Raw genomic sequence first — 21,157 nt, 5'->3', positions numbered from 1 at the left:
GTGTTATCGCAGTTCAACGGGCTGAAGCGAGGGTTGCGGCGGGCACTGCCGTGGCTGACCGCACCCGGCCGGAATAGCCTGTGGACATGCGCAAGCGGTCACGGAAGCTCTCGGGTCACGTGGACGCGTGGCTGGTGGCGCGCAGCGCGCGGGTGCGGCCGACCCCCGCCGATCGGTTCCTGCGGGCATTGAGCATGAGCGCCGACCACAGTCGCCTGTGGCTGGTCGTGGCGGCGCTGATGTCGATGGGCGGCCGAGCACCGCGACGGGCGGCCGTGCGCGGGCTCCTCTCGGTGGCGCTGGCCAGTTCGGTGGCAAACGGCATTGCGAAGCCGCTGTTTCCGCGCCGCCGACCGCCGGACGAGTCGGTGCCCTTCGTGCGACGGCTGGTGAAACCGCCGGTATCCTCCTCGTTCCCCTCCGGCCACTCCGCCTCCGCGGCTGCCTTCGCAACCGGCGTCGCCCTCGAATCTCCGGCCGCAGCGGTCGTTGTCGCACCGATAGCCGCGGCTGTCGGCTACTCGCGCGTGCACATCGGCGTGCATTGGCCCTCCGATGTGATCGCGGGCGCGGCATTGGGCAGTGCGATCGCTCTCGGTACCCGACGCTGGTGGGCGCAGCGCGACGATGAGCCCGCCGAATTGGGCCCGCATGAACGAACCACCGCAATGCACAACGGATTCGGGCTGCTGCTCGTGGTCAATACGGATTCGGGCGGCGGCGCCGGCTCGGAGCAACTGCAGTTACTACACGAAAACTTGCCCGCCGCTGAGGTTTTGGCGGTGACCGAAGACCTCACCGCCCAGCTCGACGAACGCGCCCGCCGCCACGATGTCGCCGCACTCGGCGTATTCGGCGGGGACGGAACAGTTTCGGCCGTCGCGGCCGCGGCGGTCGAACATCGGCTGCCACTGGCGGTATTCGCCGGTGGCACCCTCAACCATTTCGCCCGCGATACCGGAGTGGAACACCCCGAGCACACCCTGGCCGCACTGGAATCCGGCGACGCGGTCCGAACCGATACCGCCGAGGTGCGATCCGACGGACTCGCGCCGCGCACTTTCGTCAATACCGCAAGCCTCGGCGGCTATCCCGACTTCGTCCGCTTCCGCGAACACTGGGAGCCGCGCCTGGGCAAATGGCCCGCCGCGGGAATCGCCATGGTGCGCGTACTGTTTCGGGCCCAGCCGCTACCGACGACCATCGACGGTACTCGCACCGCGATCTGGATGCTGTTCGTCGGCAACGGCCACTACCGCCCCGCCGACCAGATCCCGATGTCGCGTCCCGCACTGCGCCACGGCACCCTCGACATCCGATATCTGCGCGCGGACCTGCCGTTTTCCCGAACCCGCCTGATCTGGGCCACCCTCACCGGCACCCTCGACCGCTCCGCGACCTACGTCAACCGCCGCGTCGACCGGCTAACCGTGCACGTCGACGGTGGCCCGGTCGCCCTGGCCACCGACGGCGAGGTCGATCACCGCGCCAACGACTTCACCTTCACCAGCCGCCCCGGGACGCTCACTCTGTTCCGCAGGCCGGAGCCGAGTTGATTCGGCGCGTCAGTCCGCGACCGCCCGGACCGTCCGCATCGAACTGTCGGCGGCGTCCGGCACCATCATTCCGGCGCGAACCCCGGTGACCAGGTAGTCGATCACGGCCTCGTTCAGCCGCTCCCCGGGCACCGCGACCGGTATGCCGGGCGGATACGGTGTGAGCTGCTCGGCGACAATCCGCCCGGCAGCGGACTTCATCTCGACCGTATCGACGGCCCCGAAGAACGCGTCACGGGGGAGCATCGTGGTTTCGAGTTCGAGGTCTTGCGGATCGGGAAGTCGAATCGGTTCCGGCGCAGGAATTTCCGGGGCCGCCGCGCTCAGTGACAGCAGTGCATCGAGCAGCCGCCGGGTGGTGGACTCATCATCGGCCATCGACAGTGTCGCCATGATCCGGCGGTGATCGCTGAGTCCGACGTCGATGCGCGCGTTCTCCCGCAGCCAGTCGGCACACTGATAGCCGGACAGCCCGAGCTCGCCGACATCGATGAGGACCTGCATCCGGTCCAGGTCGTGCGAGGCCTCGGCGCCGAGCAGCTCGTCCTCCAGTACGTGCAATCCCGGAATGTTCTCGATATCGGCGCGTAGTTGTCCGGCCAATTTCAATGCGGCGCTGAGCAATTCGTTACCGTGCTCGACCATCTGGCGGCGCCACCCGTCCAATGCCGCATACACCATGACATTCGGGCTGGTGGTCATCAACAGATCGGCGCATGCCGATAGACGTTCGCGTTCGACCAGGTCGCCCTGCAGGTGGAAGACCGAACCCTGCTCGAATCCACTGCCCATCTTGTGCACGCTGACCACACAGACATCCGCGCCCGCATCCATTGCCCACGTGGGCAATTCGTCGTGGAACGGCAGATGCGCGCCCCACGCCTCATCCACGATGAGCGGCTTCCCGCGGTCATGGCACACCTCGGCGATACCCCGGATATCTGCGCACGTTCCGTACGGACTCGGGCTGACGATCAAGGCCCCCGCCGCATCCGGATGGCGCTCCCAGGTTTCGCGGATCTGCTCGGGCGACGGCGGATGGGACAGGTGCCGCTCGGTATCCCAGCGCGGGGTGATCCAGCGCGGCTGCACACCGGAGAAGATCAAACCGGCGACGATCGACTTGTGGCTGTCGCGCGCCACGAGCAGCCCCGGTGAGCCGCCCGCGACCGCCATCATCGCCGCCTTGACCGACAGTGAACTACCGCAGGTCGAGAAGAACGCATAGTCGGCGCCGACCGCATCGGCCATCAACTCCTCGGCACGCGCCAGATAGCCACCGCTTGCCTTGCGGTCGTCGAGTCCACTGTTGCCGAGGACATCCGAACCGAATGTCTCGGCGCCGAGGATGCGCCGCACGCGTTCGTCCGCGCCGCGGCCCTGTCGGTGGCCGGGCGGGGTGAAACCGTATCGGCCCAGCTCACGGTATTCGGCAAGGGCATCGAGTAAAGGTGCTCCGGTATGGTCCATATTGCCGACCTACCCAGGGGTGCAGGTAGGAAACGGTTCGGTGGCGAGTTTGCCCGTGGCGCGCTGGTCGGCCTTCGGAGGAAGATGTGTAGTACCCCGCCGCAGAAATGAGGTGCACGATGGGAAAGCTGGATCAGAATGTGATCGATTTGCTGACCGACCAGCACGAGCAGATCCGGCGCCTGCTCGAGAAGGTGAAATCGGGTCAGGACGATAAGCGGGAACTGTTCACCGAGTTGGTGCGCCTACTCGCGGTACACGAAACCGCCGAGGAGGAGGTTGTGCATGCGGTGGCGCGGCGCGCGGCTTTCGGCGCCGACGACATCATCGGCCCCAGATTGGCCGAGGAAAACGCGGTGAAGCACGCACTGGCCGAACTGTACGACATGGGCGTCGACCATCCCGATTTCGATGCGAAGCTCGCCGTATTCGCCGATAAGGTCTCCGCACACGCCGCACATGAGGAGACCGAGGAATTCCCCTTCCTGCTCAAACAGTTCTCGGTCAACCAACTCGAACGCTGGGCCGGCATGGTGCGCGCCGCCGAGAGACTCGCCCCGACCCGGCCGCACCCCCATGCGGGCGAGACCGGCCTGGCGAACCTCGTGATGAGCCCGCCACTGGCCGTATTCGACCGAGCACGGGACGTCCTGCGCGACATGCGCTCACACTGAAACTATTACTGATAGCACCTGGATACCACTAGCGGGATCCGGGATGATCGCTGCATGGCTGATGTTGTTGATGTTCGCGCGGTACGCAAGGCGCGCCGCGCCGAATTGGGCGCCTTCCTGAAGTCCCGCCGCGCGCGGATCACCCCCGATGACGTCGGCCTGCCACCCGGCCCACGCCGCCGGACCCCCGGTCTACGCCGCGAAGAGGTCGCGCAACTCGCCGGCATCGGCATCACCTGGTACACCTGGCTTGAACAAGGCAGAAATATCAATGTCAGTGTGCAGGTGTTGAATTCGGTTGCGCGGACGTTGTCGTTGGATGCTGCGGAGAAGGCGCATCTTTATCGACTTGCGGATGTGCCGACCGTGCCGACCGCGCACGCGGGCACCGCTCTGCCGGAGGAGCTTCAGGTGATTTTGGATCATCTGGAACCGTTGCCGGGTGTCGTGCTCAGCCCACGCTATGACGTGTTGGCGCACAACAAGTCCTATGAGGCATTGTGCCCGGGTTTCGTCAAGGGCGAGCGTAATGTGGCCCGTCGGGTGTTCCTGACTCCGGAGTGCTGCAACACCTATCACCACAATTGGGATGACTTGCGGCGCATGGTCGGTTATCTGCGGGGTTCGTATGCGAAGAACCTCGGCGATCCCGGGTGGGAAGATTTCATCGCTGAATTATGTGCCGAGAGTGAGACTTTCGCGTCGTTGTGGGCTCGTAATGATGTTGCGGTTCCGGCGAGTCGGACGAAGCAGATTCGTAATTTGGCGGTTGGGGAGTTGGAGATGTTCTTGACGAGCATGTCTCTGCCCTCGCTTCCGCATGCGTGGATGCAGATCTATACCCCGGTCGATGAGGCGGCGTGGGTGAAGTTGGGTGAGTTGTTGGCGATGAGTGAGGAAGAGCGCCAACGGCCTTGGATCGAGCATCGCGAGCAGTATCATGCTGCTGCGGGGTAGTGGGCGGTTCGTTGGGTTCGCTGCCGTGGGTGTGGATCGTGTCGAGGTCATGGTCTGTGGGGATACAGTCGGTGGCAAGGTGGGCTCATTCGTCACCGGCGACACCGCCGTCGGTGGCCAGCATCTGTGGTGAGGTGAAAAGCGCGGTCAAACTCATAGCCTGGCTACAGGCCCGCGACCGGAGCCTGCGCACCTGCAGCCAGGCCGACATCGATGCGTGGTGCCGGCGGTGCGGGCACATGCCGCGCCGCGCCCACCACTTCCTCACCTGGTGCGGCACCCGTGGCCACACCGCCCGCCTGGTCATCGCGGCACCGCCCCAGCGTGAGCACCGGATCGTGTTCGGCGACGGCGAACACCGCTGGCAGCTCGCGCGGCGCCTGCTGCACGACACCAGCCTCACCACCGGTGACCGCGTCGCGGGCCTGCTCATCCTGCTCTACGGCCAGACCGTCGCCCGGATCGTGCGCCTCACCACGACCGATGTCACCGACACCGGCGACCAGGTAGCGCTGCGGCTCGGCCGCCAGCCCCTGACCGTTCCGAACCCCCTGGACGGGCTGCTTGTCGAGCTGGCCGCCACCCGCCGGGGCAAGGCCGCGCTCGGCCACCGCGACGACGACAATCGCTGGCTGCTCCCCGCCGGGCTGCCCGGCACCGCCATGCACCCGAGCGCACTGGCGGCACGACTTGGCCGCATCGGCGTGCCCAGCCGCGCCGGACGCAACACCGCCCTGGCCGAGCACGCCGCCGTCCTGCCCGCCAAAGTGCTGGCCGACCTGCTGGGACTGTCGGTCACCACTGCGATCCGGTGGGGCAAACTCGCCGACGCCAGCGGCGACACCTACGCCGCCGAACTCACCCGCCGCCACCGCACCACCAGCGCAAACCGGTCTCCGCAGCACTGATCGAACCAAACCGGCGAGTTAAGCTGCAGGTTTGCCAGAAGTATTGGGGTTCGCGGAAGGTCCGGCGATGGTGGCGATGTCCCGGTGACGAAACTGCCGCGATATGCGGCGATGCTGGCAGCGTCGGGGGTGCTGCCCAGCGACGATGAGCGGTGGGCCTACGAAGTGAAGTTCGACTGGATCCTTCTCTGAACTTGGCAAGTCTAGAGCTCCTTGAGTGCCGCCGCAGTCTCGGAGAGGATGTCATCGGAGAAGTCGACGTCGCTGACGGCTCGCGCCATGGCAATGGCGCCGACCAGCGCGCTGAGCACTAAGCAGGCGCGACGTCGATCGGCAGCGGCGTCCGAACTCGGTGTCAACCCGGCGAAAAGCTCAAGATACTGCTCGACTTGGTGACCGTAAGCCAGGCGGGTTCGATCATCCGCGCGCGAAATATCTTGAGCCAACCCGGCCACCGCGCATCCGGCCTCGGGATGGGCGCGGTGGGCATGACTTAGGTAGTCGTCGACGATCGCCTCGAACGCCCGTCTGCCGCCTTCCTCGGCCGCGCCCATAGTCCGCGCACTTCCCTGGACCAAGGCGCGCTCCACCGCGGCAGCGACCAATTCCTCTCGGGACTTGAAATGTCGGTAGAAGCCACCATGGGTCAGGCCGGCTTCCTGCATCACCTCTGCTACCCCGACGCCGTTGATGCCACTACGGCGCATTCGGGTCGCAGCGATGTTGACGATGCGGTCGTGGCTTGCCGCCTTGTCGGCCTGCGAACTACCCACGAATAGACCTCCGAGCCTGATCCGACATCAGTCTGATGCCGGCGAACTTAGCATTTACCCTGTGCAGCCGAACGTACGCCATGGCTGTGGCCGTACTCAGGTGAGCCGCTCTGGGTCGTCAATTGGCGTCACCGCCAAGCTCGCCGAGGTGATGGCCGAAGCGTGCTTCGAAGTCGGGACCCACTTCGCCTGCTCGACGACGGATTCGGGCCCCCCTCTGCTGCACAGTAGGCCAGGAGAATGCGTCGAGGAATGCGTCTTGTGTCTGCACCAGATCCTCAGCGGACGGCAATGTGTTGCGGTTGATCAACCGCTTGGCCTCAGCGAGCGCAGGCTTGTCGAACGACGCGATGCGCCTGGCAAGGTTGTCGACGTAGGCGTCGAGCTCGTCGTCGGGGAACGCGCGGTTCACCCAGCCGTAGTTCTCCGCGGTTGCTGCGTCGAAGTCGTCACTGCCGAGGACGATTTCGAGTGCCCTGGCCCGTCCGACGAGCAGAGGCAGGCGCTCGATGCCGCCACCTCCCGGGAAGACCCCCGCCCCGACTTCGATCTGCGCGAAGATCGCTCGCTCCAGACTGGCGAAACGCATGTCACATGCCAGGGCGATCTCAGACCCCCCGCCGCGTGTGCGACCGCGAATGGACGCGATGGTTACCACCGGGGAGGTGGCCAGCCGTGTCGTGGTGTCGATGAACGTCGGCAGACCAGTCGGCCCGGGCGCCAAGGGGAATTCGGCGAACCGGGAGACGTCGTAGTGATTGATGAAGAAGTCGGGGTCAGCACTGTCGAACACAACGACCCGCAACGTGTCGTCGGACTCGATGAGACCGACGACACGCTGTAGCTCGAGGAGGGTGTCGGTATCCGACAAGTTGATTGGCGGATTGTTGAACGTCACCCTCCAATATCCCGTCGCTGCCTCGGTGATCGTGAACTGGGTCAATGATTCGGTCATCCGAAGGATTCCTTCATTCTCGGGCGCTGCGCACCCCGAAGCGGAGTGCAGCGCATGTGGCGATCTGCAATCAGGATGATGCACATCATCTTGATTGTCAATGGACGCCCCTGCGGCGCCGCTCGACCGCCGGGCGTGCGAGTTGGGTAGCGGATTCGGGATCGCCTATCAGTGCAGATGGTGAGGAAGGCTCGCCACTTCGGCGCATCGGCTTCTGTGTTCGTAGGTCCGGTCCACCCGTTCGGGGCCGCCGTCCGCACCAGTAGCGAAATCGGTCGAATCGGCTCGGGCTGATCACGTCGCCGGCATGGGCGGCATGAGGTCCGCCGTTGTCGTCGTTGGGCTGTTCGAGCCTTCGAGATTCGCTATGGCCGCACCCGAATGTGAGTACGTCTCCGGATGTGGCCGCGCCATTGCCCCTGCAAGGGGTTGTGTCGCGGTTGCCCAAGGGATCGTGCCGTGTCAGGCGATGTGCGCCGGAAGTGGTCGGTGTTGCAGCCCATTTGGCGATTGACAATCAGGATGATGTGCATCATCCTGATTCTGCCGACGAATCGCGGCCACGTTCAACAGCTGGACAAGCGAGTTGGACTGCGGAGCCAGTGATTTCAACAACTGAGGAGTCCAACATGACCACTGCCACACAATCACTCGGCGTCGACGCGGAACGTCTATCGCTTCTTCCGGCGGCCATCAAGTCCGACATCGACGCCGAGAAATACGACGGGGCAGTGGTACTGGTCGCCCGGCGTGGTGAGGTCATTCTCCACGAGGCGATCGGATATGCCGACCGGGCAGCCGGGCGCCCAATACAACTCGACTCGGTCTTCGTCACGCTGTCCATGTTCAAGACGATGACCAACGCCGCAGTGCTCCAATTCATCGATCGCGGTCAGATCTCCTTCACTACGCAAGTCCGCGAGGTCATTCCCGAATACGCGGCAAACGGCAAGGGCAACACCACCATTGCCGATCTGCTGTTGCACAAGGCAGGGCTGCCCCTGGGCGCGCCTCTTCCACCGGAAGTATTGGGCGACATCCAGGCGACCACTGCTGCTGTGTGCAAGATGGTTCCACAGTCGGTTCCCGGGACGACCATCAGCTATTCGGCGGTGGTCGGACATAGTGTCCTCGCCGAGATCGTGCGCCGAGTGGACGGCGGCAGCCGTACGTTCGGTCGAATCTTGAACGACGACTTGCTCGAACCACTCGGCATGTCCGACACCTCACTCGGTGCTGGGCTGCGGGCAGACCTGGCCGACCGGGCGGTTCCCGTGATCGTCCGTGACCGCGGGTCCGCCCTGTTCGATCCCGCGATGCTGGAGGGTGTCGCTGTCGCGTCGGCGATCGAGGGGGTCGAGATTCCGGCAGGTGGCGCGTTTACTACCGCGACGGACTGGCTCCGATTCGCCGAGGCCTTGCGTCGCGGCGGTGAACTCGACGGTGTCCGCGTGCTGAGTCCGGCAATCCTGCGGCTTGCCACCACCGTGGCGACAGGTGATCTCCCGAACAGTATGTGGGATTACACCCGCCAACAGCGCGGATGGCCCGAATCTCCGGCGAACCTGGGACTGGGCTTCTACGTTCGAGGACCCGCAGCCTTCGTCCATGCGTTCGGGCTTCTCTCTTCGCCAGGAACGTTCGGTGGAGTAGGTTCGGGCTCCACGTGCTTTTGGGTCGATCCGGCCCGTGACATCTCCTACGTCTTTCTGTCCGCAGGCCTGATGGAAGACTCGCACAGCTCTGAACGGCACCAGCGTTATGCCGACCTCGTTCAGTCGGCCGTCCTGGACTAGACCCACTGCGGCGAGACTTCCATTTCTCGACGCAGACCTGAAGTGCAAACGATTTCGGCCGCTGTAGTTGTGGCGACGTACTACAGCCGCCGCAACCGGTTCCCTCTACACAGTCGTCGATGCATAGATGTCACCCGCTGACGAGAGAAGAAAAGACGATGATCAACGCACTCACGATGGACGAGCACCCCTTATTGCTGACCACTTTGGTCGAACGTGCGCAGTTGTTTACCGACGCTGACGTGGTTATGCGCCGACCAGACGGTCGTATCGTGAGGTCCAATCTCGGCGAATGTGCCCGTCGCGCAAGATGTCTTGCGACTTCTCTCGCCGACCTCGGAGTCGCCCCGGGGGACCTGGTGGCCACGCTGCTATGGAATCAAACCGAACATCTCGAGTTGTACTTCGCCGTGCCGGCGATGGGCGCGACCCTGCATACCCTCAATCCACGACTGCACCCAGACGAACTAGCGTTCATCGCTGACGACGCCGGCGACTCGGTACTTGTCGTGGATGAATCGCTATGGGATGTCGCTTCAAGCATCATCAAAACCCACTCCTTCAACCATGTCATCGTTGTCACGTCGGGCGAGCCGGTTCCCGACGGAACGATTGCCTACGAATCCTGCATCGCGACAGCAGAACCAATGGTTTGGCCAGCGGTCGACGAGCGTAGCGCGGCGGTAATGTGCTACACCTCAGGCACAACAGGACGCCCCAAAGGCGTCGTCTACTCGCACCGCGCCCTCGTCCTTCACTCGATGGCCGCAGCGTTACCGGACGTCGTCGGGATCTCGATGCAAGACACCGTTCTTCCGGTGGTTCCGATGTTCCACGCAAACGCCTGGGGCTTGCCGTATGCAGCTGCACTTGTTGGTGCGTCGATCATCTTTCCCGGACCTCTGCTTGATCCCGCGAACATTCTTGACTTGCTGGCGAGCGAGCACGTTACCGTGACGGCTGGCGTTCCCACGGTGTGGATGGACATGCTGGCCGCCCTCGACGCGGATCCGCATCGGTGGGATCTGTCACGACTGAACCGGCTGATCGTTGGGGGAGCTGCTGTTCCACGCTCGATGCTCGAAGGTTACGACAAGCACGGCTTGGAAGTGATTCAAGCGTGGGGGATGACGGAGCTGGCGCCCTTGGGAGCGACTTCGCGGCTACCGCGCGAACTCGAGATCGATGACGATCCCGACGCTCGGTACGCGTATAGAACCAGGCAGGGCAGGGCTCTTCCGCTGATCGAGATCCGCGCGGTCGACGACACCGGCGCTCCGATCGATTGGGACGACACAGCGGTCGGTGAACTCGAAGTACGAGGGCCTTGGGTTGCCCGGGGCTACCACAACGGCAGGGGTGCCGACAGCTTCACCGCTGATGGCTGGTTTCGCACAGGTGATGTCGTACGCATCGATGGACGAGGGAGTATCCGCATCTGCGACCGGGTGAAGGACCTGGTGAAATCCGGAGGCGAATGGATCTCCTCAGTCGACCTGGAAAACCACCTGATGAATCACCCAGCCGTAGCGGAGGCGGCGGTAATTGCGGTCGCCGACCCTCGATGGGGCGAGCGTCCAGTTGCGGTCGTGGTGCCCCGGATCGGGCACACCGTCGCACCTGCCGCACTCCGAGAGCATCTCTTGAGCGCCTTCGCGAAATGGCAAGTGCCGGAACGATTCGAGTTCGTCTCCGCGATTCCGCGCACGGCTACCGGCAAGTTTCGCAAAACCGCTCTGCGTGAGCAATTCCCAGACTGACGGTACGTCTGTGACGCTGTGGTGCAGCCGAACTGACGGATGGCAATCCTGACCTTGGCGATGAGGTCCTCCAGTCGCGGCCGGGTGTAGAGCAAGGTGGTGGAGATCGAGGCGTGGCGCAGGATCGTTTGCACGTCGACGAGAGTGAACACTGGATCATCGACCATGCGGGTCGCCGGGGTGTGGCGCAGATCGTGCAGGGAGTGATTCGTGCCGAGCAGGGCGTTCGCGCGCATCAGCACCGCCCGCGTCGCGTGATAGTTCAACGGCCGGTACGGGCTTCGCAGCGTGTGCCAGACCAGGCCATTGGCCAGCCAACTTTGTTGGGCGGCCTCCATCAGATACAACGCCAGCCACGCGAACGCATCCGCAGAAGCGGGCACCTCGGCCAGCTCCCGACTGCCCTTGGAGACGACCTTGATGGTGCGACGCCCAGCGTCGACATCGATCAACCGCATCCCGAGTAGCTCCGAAGCCCGCACACCTGAGGACAGATAGAACGCCACCAATGCCCGATCCCGGTGGCTGCGCAACGCCGCGAACAGGTTGTCGATCGCCTGGTCGGGTATCGCGCGGTGGCGCACGGCAGCGGCCGCTCCCACTGGCTGCTGCTTATCCCCGCCGTCGCACTGCTGCTCATCGCCCCACCCGCACTCGGCGCGAGCGCCGCCGTGGCCAGCTCTCCGGTCCAGGTCGTGCCGCGCGATTCGCCTGCGGCGGCACCGAAGCAGTGGCCGTTCCCACCACTGCCCACCGATCCCGCACCGAACGCGCCGGTCGTGGATCTAGTCAACCGGGCGCTGCTGGATTCCAACCATTCCCTCGACGGCCGCGAGGTGACGATCAGCGGATTCGTCATCTGCCCAAAGGATCTCGAGCAACGACACCCCGATACGACCGAGGCCGACCTGGCACGCGTGGTCATCACCTGCTGCGTTGCCGATGCCCGGTACGTACGAGTGAGCAACCAGATCGGCGCCGAGGTCCAGCCGCCGCAACATGGGCGGGGTTGTGAAGGTCGAGTCGACGGTCAGCAGCGCACCATCAGCGTGCGCGATCTCGGCCAGTGCGGCGATCTCGGCTACGCGGAGATCAGGATTGGCGATGGCCGCGGTGTGAATCAGCCGGGTGTTGGGGCGCACGACCGCCCGTACGGCGTCGAGGTCGGTGATGTCGACGAAATCAACCTCGATACCGAGTTTGGCCGGTAGCAGCGCGTCGAACAGACCCCAGGCTCGCATGTAGACGACGTTCGAGACGATCACATGGTCGCAAGGCGGCGTGCAAGGCGGCCATCCCGGTGCCGAACACCGCGGCCGCTTCACCGTGTTCGATCGCGGCCAGCTTGGTTTGCAGGCCGAGTTGATTGGCGCCAGATTCACGGGTGTAGACGAGCAGGTCAGGATCGGAATCGTCCAGGGTTGTCGGGTCGGGTGGGAGCCGGTAGGAGTTCGCCATCACGATAGGGGTGCGGATCGCGCCGGTGGTGTCGTCGGCGCGGTTCCCACCGTCTGCGTGACAGGGGCCACCGGATCTTCTCGGTGCACGCCGAGAGTGCCGACGAGGTAGTCGCTGCCGCCCGATTCGTGCCGGCGGTGGTCATCAGTCGGGTCTCGGTGGAGATGGCGGCGGACTCGTCGACGCCGCTCGCCCGCTCGTCGTGGTATCGCATCCGCTCGGCGCGCCGGTCGGCCGCTTTGCCGAACGGATCACGTGTCGTGCGCCATAGCGCAGGCCGTGTTGGAAGTGTTGGGGATCACATATCGGCGTGCGGGATCCGAACCGCGTCGACAACAAAAGGAATCGTAATGTCATCACCATTCGACGCCGCCTCTGCCGGCCATGAGTCGCGGTTCTGCGATTTCGCTGAGATTCAGGATTCCCCCGAATTCAGATCGCTCAAATCCCTGCATCACCGATTCGTTTTTCCGGTGACGGTGGCGGCCCTTGGTGGATACGGCGCTTACATAACTCTCGCCGCATTCGCGCACAGCTTCATGTCGATCACGGTTCTCGGAAATATCACCATGGGCCTAGTTCTCGGGTTCCTTCAAATCATCATGACATTCGTCGTCACCCTCACGTATGTGGCGTACGCGAATCGTGTTCTCGACCCCCGGTCCAGCCGGCTTCGAGCGGACCTGCCAGTCGTCCACTATGTGCCTGCGACGCAGTCATTCGTTCGTTCCGACATTGCGGAGGATGTGCGATGACCGGCATTCTGGCCGCGACGTCGGGTGAGAACGTGAATCCTATCCTGAATATGGCCATCTTCGGTGTGTTTGTCGCGGTGTCGTTCGGGATCGTTCTCCGGGTTTCGCGAGGTAACCGAACGGCGGCCGACTACTACGCTGGTGGGCGATCGTTCACAGGTGGTCAGAACGGGCTGGCGATCAGCGGTGACTACCTCGGGGCGGCTTCGCTGATGGGCGTGGTCGGAGCTATCGCGGTGTACGGGTACGACGGGTTCCTCTACTCGATCGGTTTTCTGGTGGCGTGGCTGGTCGCGTTGCTGCTTGTGGCCGAACTCGTGCGCAACGCCGGCAAGTTCACGATGGCCGACGTGCTGTCATTCCGACTGCGTGAGCGCCCGGTTCGTACTGCGGCCGCCCTCGGAACATTGACCGTCTGCTTCTTCTACCTCCTGGCGCAAATGGCCGGCGCAGGAGCGTTGGTATCGCTGCTACTGGGTATAGGCAGCGATCTCGGGCAGGGTCTCGTCATCGCCGTCGTCGGTGCGCTCATGATCGTCTACGTCCTGATCGGCGGGATGAAGGGCACCACGTGGGTGCAGATCATCAAAGCGGTCCTGCTGATAGGCGGGGCGGGCGTCATGAGCGTGTGGGTGCTCGTTCTATACGGATTCAATTTCTCCGACATGCTCGGTGCGGCAGTCGTGAAGGGTCAGGAAAGCGGGTTCAACCTCCTCGAGCCAGGCAACCGGTACGGCGCCTCGGGAACCTCGAAGGTGGACTTCATCTCCCTCGCCGTCGCGCTCGTCCTCGGCACTGCCGCCCTGCCCCACGTCCTGATGCGGTTCTATACCGTGCCGACCGCTCGGGACGCCCGTAAGTCGGTCGTGTACTCGATCTTCATGATCGGCCTGTTCTATGTCTTCACGCTCGTCCTCGGCTACGGCGCCGCCGCGATCGTCGGGTCGAAGCGGATTCTGGCCGCCCCCGGTGGCGTCAATTCCGCGGTCACGCTCTTGGCGTACGACCTCGGCGGCCCACTGCTTCTCGGGTTCATCTCTGCGGTCGCGTTCGCCACGCTCCTCGCGGTCGTTGCTGGACTTACCATCACGGCGGCGGCGTCGTTCGCACATGACGTGTACGCGAACGTGATTCGCCGCGGAAAGGTCGACTCCGTGAAGGAGGTAAAGGCCGCTCGCTGCACCGTGATCGTGATAGGGGTGGCGGCCATCATCGGTGGCATCGCCGCCAAAGACCAGAACGTCGCGTTCCTTATTGCGCTGGCGTTCGCGATCGCGGCGAGCGCGAATCTGCCCACGATCCTGTACTCCTTGTACTGGAAGCGTTTCACTACCAGGGGTGCCCTGCTCAGCATGTACGGCGGGTTGGGGTCGTCGCTGCTGTTGATCATCATCTCGCCGGTCGCCTCCGGCACACCCACCTCCTTGCTTTCCAGCGTCAATTTCGCGGTCTTCCCGTTGAACAACCCGGGAATCGTGTCCATCCCGCTGGCCTTCTTGCTCGGTTGGATCGGCTCGATCCTCGACCACGCCCCTGCGGATCCCGCCAAGACAGCAGAGATGGACGTTCGTTCGCTGACAGGGATCGGTGCCGAGCCGGCCGTCGAGCACTGAACAATCGAGAATCACCCGACGAACGACATGGAGTCTTCGAGATGAACACACGGGACGCCGCGGAGCTAGGACGGCTATCCGCCCGACGCACCGCAGACCTCGTCCGAAAGGGGGAAGTGTCCGCGACGGACACGGTCGAGGCGGCGATTGAGCGCATCCAGGAATCCGATACCGTTATCAACGCGGTCGTTTTCACCGCGTACGACGAGGCCCGAATGAGGGCACGCAAGCTCCAAGATCGGATCGGCCGCGGAGACGAGGTCGGGGCACTGGCCGGCGTGCCCACCCTCACCAAGGACTCGTTCAGTTCCAAGAAGGGCTGGCCGCACTCCTCGGGGTTGAGCGTTCTGCGCGGCGACCTCGCGCAGCACACGACGAACTATCCACGCCGAATGGAAGCCGCGGACGCGATCCTGCTGGGCACCACGAACAGCGCGGTCTTCGGGTTTCGCGGCACCACCGACAGCAAAGCGTTCGGCCCCTGCCGCAATCCGCACGACCCGCGGCTGAACGCCGGCGGGTCCTCGGGCGGCAGCGCGGCCGTGGTGGCCGCCGGATACGTCCCGGTTGCCGGCGCCACAGATGTCGGCGGTTCGATCCGGATCCCGTCCGCGTGGTGCGGTGCGTACGGTTTCCAGCCCACCCCGGGACGAGCGCCGTTCCCGGCGCGCCCGAACTACTTCGGGCCCAGTCCGTACTTCTTCGAGGGACCGATAACTCGAACGGTGGAAGACGCGGCGCTCGTAATGGCGACCCTGCAGGGTTACGACAGCGGAGATCCAGCCGCCCTCCCGGGCCGACTCGATTTCCTGGCGGCCCACGACAGAGGCCGCACCACTGGCCTGGACGGGGTGCGAATAGGCGTGACAGTGGACTACGGGATCTATCCGGTCCACGCCGAAATCCGCGAAGGATTCGATCGAGCCGTGTCCGTGCTGGGCAGTCTCGGCGCAAAGGTCGTCGAAGTCGACCTTCAACTGCCCTACACACAGGCACAGTTGAGCGATGTGTGGAGCCGCTTGACCGCAATCGGTACTTGCTCGATCATCGATGCCTTGGCGGCGCGCGGAATCGACGTACGAACCCAGTGCCCTGAGGAACTGCCCGACCTCATGATGCGGTGGGTGGACGTCGTCGGTTCGATGACAGTTCGAGAGTTGGTGCGGGACCAGACCGTCCGCTCCGGAGTTTTCGGCGCCTTCGAACGCGCATTCCAGTCAATTGACCTGCTCATCGCCCCGACTGTCGCGCACCCCCCGGTGCCCAACGCGCTGGACGGATTCACCCAGGGGCCATCGGAGATCGAAGGACAGCCGGTCGACCCACTTATCGGGTGGTGTATGGCATACCTGACCAATTTCACAGGCAACCCCAGCGCATCGGTGCCGATCATCATGACATCCGGATTGCCCATGGGGATCCAGATCACCGGACGCCCGCACGGAGATCTCGACGTTATCGAGGCCAGTGCGGCATTCGAAAAGGTCCGACCGTGGAATGCGATCTACGACCGCAAGAATCGTGATCGGGGTGCGGCCGTGATTCGGACACCCATACACATGGCGACGGACATATCCTGAGCTCATGATCGGCCTGCTCGATGTTCTGGTTGTCGATGACGAAAAGCCCGCGGTCGACGCGATGGTCCATTTCCTCGATCGCGATGGCCGGATCGGACGAATCTTCTCCGCGACCTCCGTGAACGAAGCTCTCCGAGTGCTGCAGGAACACCACGTGGACGCGATATTCCTCGACATCCATATGCCGTCTCTGACCGGTCTGGATCTGGCGCGGGTCCTGAACCGGTTCACCGAGCCGCCCGCGGTGGTGTTCGTGACGGCAGACGACACCCTGGCCGTCAAGGCGTTCGAGTTGAAGGCCGCCGACTATCTACTAAAGCCGGTGTCCGAACGGCGACTCGCCGAGACGGTGGGCAGGTTGGCGGGATCCCGCGCCCCGCTGTCGCCGGATCCGCAGCTCGTCACCGTGGATCAGGGGAGTTTCAGCCGCATGATCAAGCTGGAGGAGGTGCGGTACGCGGAGGCATCAGGGGATTATGTACGTCTCTTCACTGCGGATTCGGACTACTTGGTGCGAATTCCGATGTCTACGCTCGCAGAGCAATGGGAAAGCGACGGCTTCGTGCGGATCCACCGGTCCTATCTGGTTTCGCTTCGGCATGTGGATCAGGTGCATTTCCAGGGAGTCACGGGTTCGGTGACGGTCGGGCCTGTCCGCCTGCCGGTGAGCCGCCGGAGCGTTCCACTTCTTCGAAGCATGCTCCAGGTCAATCGGATCCGGTCAGGCCGATGAGTGATCCCGGTCGCCCGCCCCATGCTCGGTTCGGAGGGACGCGCAGGGTCCGGGTCACCGCGCCGACGACCAAGACCGACATCGACCTCGGCGCTCTCCTGCGCCGAATGGACACGCCCGAAGGAGCGCTGTCCCAGGAGCAAGGCCTGAAGCTGCTGGCCAATCGGCGGCGTTTGTCGCTGACCGTCGCATTCGTATACGTCGTATTACTTGCCGCGAGCGCGATCCTGACGCCGCTGCGCGGAATCGATTATCTCGGCCTTCCACTGCGAACCCTCCTGATGTGCGCGGAAGTGTTCGTCGCGACGCTCGGGTGCGTCCGATGGTTTCGGGTGGCCAGCGATCGGATCGACGATGCCTGGTTGTTCACGAAAGACACGGATCGATGATGATGGCGGTATTCACCGCAAGCGCAATCGGGCTGGTTATCGCCTGCACCCTTGTCGTCGGTCTGCGCGGGTTACGTATCACCCGATCGACCAGTGATTTTTTCGTCGCTTCGCGATCGGTGCGACCATGGTGGAATGCATCAGCGATAAGTGGTGAGTTTCTTGCGGCAGCCAGCTTTTTCGGGATCGCCGGTTTGATGCTCGACAGCTCCGGTGAAGCGCTGTTATTGGTAAGCGGTTATACGGCCGGATTTCTGGTGATGCTGATATTCGTCGCTTCTTCGCTGCGGCGGTCGAACGCATACACGGTATCGGATTTCGCTCAGGCCCGTTTCGACTCGATGCGGGTGCGGCATATTACTTCTGTCGTGGTCGTACTGATTTGCAGTATCTATATAGTCCCCCAACTCCATGCCGCCGCGCTGATCGCGCGATCGGTCGGTGGCGTCCCGGGCTGGATCGGCCCGGTAGTGGTGGCGACCGTGGTCGCCGCCACCGTCGCGGCGGGCGGGATGCGCTCGATCACGCTCGCACAAGGTGTTCAGTATGGGTTCAAAGTCGTTAGTCTGTTGATCCCCTTGATCTTCATGATCGTCATTGTGCTGCGCCGTGGCACCGCATCCGATTCGTCGGCCATGCACAGGGTCATCGACGAGCCGGCCCACAGCGCATACTGGTCGATCTCACTACTAGCATCGGTGCTACTCGGTACAGCAGGTCTGCCACACGTTCTCGTCCGGCTATGCACAAGCCGCGACAGTCGTACCGCGCAGCGCACACTGGCGATCGTCGTGGTGCTGGTCGGCACGTTCTACCTCCTGCCGCTCGCCTACGGTGTCCTGGGTCGGTGGTTCGCGTCGGACGCCACCGCCGGTGACCGGACGGATACGCTCGTGCTCCGACTGCCCGGTGCGATCGTCGGCGGAACGCTGGGCGAGGTGCTCACCGCGATCGTCGCCGCTGGGGCATTCAGCACCTTCCTCGCCACATCATCGGGCCTGATCGTCACGATGGCAGGCGTGGTCAGCCAGGACGTGTTCGGCGCGGACGTGCGCGGATTCCGTCGCGCCGCAATCGCCGCCACCGTAATGACACTCGTCATCGCGCTTGTGACTAGTTCCTCTCGACTGACGGAGACAGTCGGATATGTCTTCGCGTTGTCGGCCTCCACGCTCTTTCCAATGCTTGTTCTGGCGATCTGGTCACGTGCGGTTACCTCCGCGGGCGTTGCCGCGGGCATGCTGGTCGGCGGCGCCGCTGTTGTCGGCGCCGCGATCGGCCACTACGCGCTCGGCCGACCGGCCGGTGTAGCGGGAGATCTAATGGCTCAACCTGGTGGGTGGAGCGCGCCCCTTGCCTTCGTGGTGATGCTGGCCGTGTCTCAGCTACAGGTCGCGAGCTCCCACCGGTCCGATGCGGGCGAACGATTCCTCGCTCAGCTGCACAGCCCGGAGTATTCACGATCGCGAACAGACGTGTCGGAGTATCGCTATGACGTCGATTGAAACAGGTTCGCTCATACTCCTGATTGCCATCGTCGGCATTGCCGGCGGGGCCGGGCTAGGCATATTGGTGGCCAATCGTCATGCACGGCGAGTAGCGGTGTCTGCTCCCGATATGGAGCTGGTCCGGGCTATATCCGGATTTTCCGAAGGGATCGACAGTCGCGCCGCCCTGGACTCGCTCGACCGAATCCGCCAGTTCCTCGGTTGGACCGGGGTAGGCTTGATCGGACGCTTGGGCACGCGCGCCATCCGAGGTGACGAACTCGGCCTCATCGAGGAAGCGACAGGGGATCCGAGCGTCCTCGATGGGGATGCTTCCGAAATCCGTCCTGGTCTTATCGGAGTCGGCCTTGTCGTCGAAGGCGTGACGGTAGGGGCGTTGCTCGTCACGCATCCGGCAGTCGACAAGAGCGTGATCCGAACGGTCCAGGACATCGCGCGTTGTGTGGAAACCCAGCTCGCCGCACACGAACTCGGTGCAGCGCGTGCGTCGACGACCCACGCTCAGCTGCTGGCGCTCAAAGCGCAGATTCGACCCCACTTTATTTACAACGCGCTCAACGTGATCGCCTCGTTCACCATCACCGACCCCGAGCGAGCCCGCGCTCTGATCACCGAGTTCGCGAGCTTCACGCGGTACTGGTACGGAGAACGCGGTACGTTCACCACTTTCGCGGACGAACTCCACGCCATCGAGAGCTACCTGCTGCTCGAGCGCGCGCGCTACGGCGAGCGTCTCACCGTGCACATCGAGGCCAGCCCGGAATCCCTGGCTACCAGGATCCCTCATCTGAGCATTCAACCGTTGATAGAGAACGCGGTTCGCCACGGAATCGAGTCGGGTGGCGGTCGCGGCTCGGTGTCACTCACGGCGCATGATGAGGGTGTTCTGACGATCATCACGGTCGAAGACGATGGGATCGGCATGAACCCGGATCGTGTTCGCGCTGTGCTAGCCGGAGAGCTGGAAAGCGTGCATGTCGGACTGCGGAATGTCGATGTGCGCCTGCGGCAGATCTACGGGAGCGCCTTCGGTCTCGTCGTGGAAACGGCTCCAGGCGAAGGCACGCTGATCACGGTCCGAGTCCCGAAGTTCGCCCTCGACCGTGAGTTCTAGTGTGCGGGGTCGCGGTTCCCCTGACGGTCGTCGTACCTGTCGCCCAGTCCGCGAAAATGCCAGATGGCGGCTGCGGCGAGCCACGAAACCGCGAAGATCGCGACGACGATGTAGCCGAGCATCTCGAAGTGGTCCGAGAGAGAACCGTAGGCGGCCAAGAGGCCGCCGTCCCCGGTGCCGTCGGCGATCAGCCCGGCGACGTAGACACTGGCGATGAAGGCGGCGACGGCCACGGTCATTCCGGTGGTGGCGATGTTGTAGTAGAGCCGCCTGGCCGGGATGCGATGGGCCCAGGAGTAGAGGCGCGTCATCAGCATGCTGTCGGCGGTATCGAACGCGCTCATGCCCGCGGCGAAGAGCAAGGGGAGCGACAGTACCGCCAGCATGGGGATATCGGGTCCGTGAGATGCGGTGCTGGCTGACAATGCGAGCAGGGTGACCTCGCTGGCGGTCTCCAGGCCGAGGCCGAACAGGATCCCGATCGGATACATATGCCACGAAGACCGGACAAGTTCTCGGGCTCGACGGCCGAGAACGCGGTTGAGCAGGCCCCGGTTCAGCAGCTGTAGTTCGAGTTCGTGGTGGTCCAACCGCCCTGCGGTCATGCGTCGCCACAGACCGATGATGCCGGTCAGCACAAGCACATTCAACACGGCGACGAGCAGCAAGAACACGATGGAGACCAGCTGAGAGACTACTCCGCCGATATGGCGGAAGGTGTCGACACCGGATCCGGCAGCACCTGCGGCGAGTGCGACGATGAATGCCAGGACGAGGACCACGGTGGAATGGCCCATGGCGAAGAAGAAGCCGACGCCGATCGGTCGGCGTCCGCGGTGCATCATCAGTCTCGTGGTGTCGTCGATGGCCGCGATATGGTCCGCGTCGAAGGCGTGCCGAATGCCGAGGGTGTAGGCGAGGGTTCCGGCTCCGGCGAAGGCGCCGGCGCCCGCCGGGCCGCTAGCGTAGAAGATGTAGAGACTCCAGCCGATGATGTGCAGCGCGGTGATGACACCGACGATGCCGGTGATGCGCAGCCGTTCACCGTGAGTCCAGCGGCCGGTGGACATGAGGGTCGTGGTGGTCAAGCGGGTGTCCTTGGCAGGGCGGCACCGACGATGCCGACGTGAGCGGTGTGCGGGTATTGCCGTATCCGCA

General features: G+C 63.9%; 17 protein-coding genes and 2 pseudogenes. 13 read left to right on the top strand and 6 right to left on the bottom strand.

Annotation, left to right across the window (positions count from 1 at the left end; translation table 11 throughout):
• The first annotated feature begins 86 nt into the window (after positions 1 to 86).
• Positions 87 to 1,556 carry a bifunctional phosphatase PAP2/diacylglycerol kinase family protein gene (locus tag OIE68_RS13330; RefSeq protein WP_327099690.1) on the top strand — a complete coding sequence of 490 codons (1,470 nt, stop codon included), beginning with the start codon at positions 87 to 89 and terminating at the stop codon, positions 1,554 to 1,556.
• 9 nt (positions 1,557 to 1,565) lie between these two features.
• Here OIE68_RS13330 and OIE68_RS13325 read toward each other — a convergent pair whose 3' ends face one another.
• The gene (locus OIE68_RS13325; RefSeq protein WP_327099689.1) at positions 1,566 to 3,026 is read right to left on the bottom strand and encodes an ornithine decarboxylase; all 1,461 of its coding nucleotides are present in this window, start codon (positions 3,024 to 3,026) and stop codon (positions 1,566 to 1,568) included.
• A 119-nt stretch (positions 3,027 to 3,145) separates the two neighbouring features.
• Between OIE68_RS13325 and OIE68_RS13320 the strand changes: the two genes are divergently transcribed.
• The 3 genes from OIE68_RS13320 to OIE68_RS13310 all read left to right on the top strand — a co-directional run bounded on the left by OIE68_RS13320 (position 3,146) and on the right by OIE68_RS13310 (position 5,565).
• Positions 3,146 to 3,700 carry a hemerythrin domain-containing protein gene (locus OIE68_RS13320; RefSeq protein WP_327099688.1) on the top strand — a complete coding sequence of 185 codons (555 nt, stop codon included), beginning with the start codon at positions 3,146 to 3,148 and terminating at the stop codon, positions 3,698 to 3,700.
• A gap of 54 nt (positions 3,701 to 3,754) precedes the next feature.
• Entirely contained in the window at positions 3,755 to 4,657 is a 903-nt protein-coding gene (locus tag OIE68_RS13315) for a helix-turn-helix transcriptional regulator (RefSeq protein WP_327099687.1), read from the top strand.
• 71 nt (positions 4,658 to 4,728) lie between these two features.
• Entirely contained in the window at positions 4,729 to 5,565 is an 837-nt protein-coding gene (locus OIE68_RS13310; protein ID WP_327099686.1) for a hypothetical protein, read from the top strand.
• 203 nt (positions 5,566 to 5,768) lie between these two features.
• Here the strand turns inward: OIE68_RS13310 and OIE68_RS13305 are convergent, their stop codons facing one another.
• Positions 5,769 to 6,338 carry a TetR/AcrR family transcriptional regulator gene (locus OIE68_RS13305; RefSeq protein ID WP_327099685.1) on the bottom strand — a complete coding sequence of 190 codons (570 nt, stop codon included), beginning with the start codon at positions 6,336 to 6,338 and terminating at the stop codon, positions 5,769 to 5,771.
• A gap of 118 nt (positions 6,339 to 6,456) precedes the next feature.
• Complete coding sequence (locus OIE68_RS13300) at positions 6,457 to 7,293, bottom strand: enoyl-CoA hydratase/isomerase family protein (protein ID WP_327099684.1); 837 nt, start codon at positions 7,291 to 7,293, stop codon at positions 6,457 to 6,459.
• Between the two features lie 629 nt (positions 7,294 to 7,922).
• Between OIE68_RS13300 and OIE68_RS13295 the strand changes: the two genes are divergently transcribed.
• Positions 7,923 to 9,089 carry a serine hydrolase domain-containing protein gene (locus tag OIE68_RS13295; RefSeq protein WP_327099683.1) on the top strand — a complete coding sequence of 389 codons (1,167 nt, stop codon included), beginning with the start codon at positions 7,923 to 7,925 and terminating at the stop codon, positions 9,087 to 9,089.
• 158 nt (positions 9,090 to 9,247) lie between these two features.
• Positions 9,248 to 10,849, top strand: coding sequence for a long-chain-fatty-acid--CoA ligase (locus OIE68_RS13290; RefSeq protein WP_327099682.1), 1,602 nt, complete (start codon positions 9,248 to 9,250; stop codon positions 10,847 to 10,849).
• Between the two features lie 137 nt (positions 10,850 to 10,986).
• Here the strand turns inward: OIE68_RS13290 and OIE68_RS13285 are convergent.
• Both OIE68_RS13285 and OIE68_RS13280 read right to left on the bottom strand, forming a co-directional pair.
• Positions 10,987 to 11,355, bottom strand: a pseudogene (locus OIE68_RS13285) (tyrosine-type recombinase/integrase); the annotation flags it as partial.
• A gap of 279 nt (positions 11,356 to 11,634) precedes the next feature.
• Positions 11,635 to 12,307: pseudogene (locus OIE68_RS13280) on the bottom strand (PLP-dependent transferase).
• A gap of 83 nt (positions 12,308 to 12,390) precedes the next feature.
• Between OIE68_RS13280 and OIE68_RS13275 the strand changes: the two are divergent.
• From OIE68_RS13275 to OIE68_RS13245, 7 genes are all read left to right on the top strand, one after another.
• Positions 12,391 to 13,062: a DUF485 domain-containing protein gene (locus OIE68_RS13275; protein ID WP_327099681.1), complete on the top strand. Its 672-nt coding sequence runs from the start codon at positions 12,391 to 12,393 to the stop codon at positions 13,060 to 13,062.
• Positions 13,059 to 14,675, top strand: a complete 1,617-nt coding sequence (locus OIE68_RS13270; RefSeq protein ID WP_327099680.1) for a cation acetate symporter — start codon at positions 13,059 to 13,061, stop codon at positions 14,673 to 14,675. Before OIE68_RS13275 ends, OIE68_RS13270 begins: the two co-directional genes overlap by 4 nt.
• A gap of 41 nt (positions 14,676 to 14,716) precedes the next feature.
• Positions 14,717 to 16,255, top strand: coding sequence for an amidase (locus OIE68_RS13265; RefSeq protein WP_327099679.1), 1,539 nt, complete (start codon positions 14,717 to 14,719; stop codon positions 16,253 to 16,255).
• A 4-nt stretch (positions 16,256 to 16,259) separates the two neighbouring features.
• A complete protein-coding gene (locus OIE68_RS13260) occupies positions 16,260 to 16,988 on the top strand; it encodes a LytR/AlgR family response regulator transcription factor (protein WP_327099678.1) in 729 nt (242 codons plus the stop codon).
• The gene (locus OIE68_RS13255) at positions 16,985 to 17,377 is read left to right on the top strand and encodes a hypothetical protein (protein WP_327099677.1); all 393 of its coding nucleotides are present in this window, start codon (positions 16,985 to 16,987) and stop codon (positions 17,375 to 17,377) included. Before OIE68_RS13260 ends, OIE68_RS13255 begins: the two co-directional genes overlap by 4 nt.
• Positions 17,311 to 18,882: a cation acetate symporter gene (locus tag OIE68_RS13250; RefSeq protein ID WP_327099676.1), complete on the top strand. Its 1,572-nt coding sequence runs from the start codon at positions 17,311 to 17,313 to the stop codon at positions 18,880 to 18,882. The genes OIE68_RS13255 and OIE68_RS13250 overlap by 67 nt, the downstream gene beginning before the upstream one ends.
• Positions 18,883 to 18,979: 97 nt before the next feature.
• Positions 18,980 to 19,999 (top strand): sensor histidine kinase, encoded by a 1,020-nt coding sequence (locus tag OIE68_RS13245; protein ID WP_327099675.1) that lies wholly within the window; start codon positions 18,980 to 18,982, stop codon positions 19,997 to 19,999.
• Here the strand turns inward: OIE68_RS13245 and OIE68_RS13240 are convergent.
• Positions 19,996 to 21,087 (bottom strand): HoxN/HupN/NixA family nickel/cobalt transporter, encoded by a 1,092-nt coding sequence (locus OIE68_RS13240; protein ID WP_327099674.1) that lies wholly within the window; start codon positions 21,085 to 21,087, stop codon positions 19,996 to 19,998. The two genes, OIE68_RS13245 and OIE68_RS13240, sit on opposite strands and share 4 nt — an antisense overlap.
• Between the last annotated feature and the right edge of the window lie 70 nt (positions 21,088 to 21,157).

It is taken from the genome of Nocardia vinacea (assembly GCF_035920345.1).
In the GTDB taxonomy this organism is placed as follows: domain Bacteria; phylum Actinomycetota; class Actinomycetes; order Mycobacteriales; family Mycobacteriaceae; genus Nocardia; species Nocardia vinacea_A.
The sequence above is the reverse complement of the archived record's forward strand: the minus strand, read 5'-3'. Positions and strand labels throughout refer to the sequence as shown.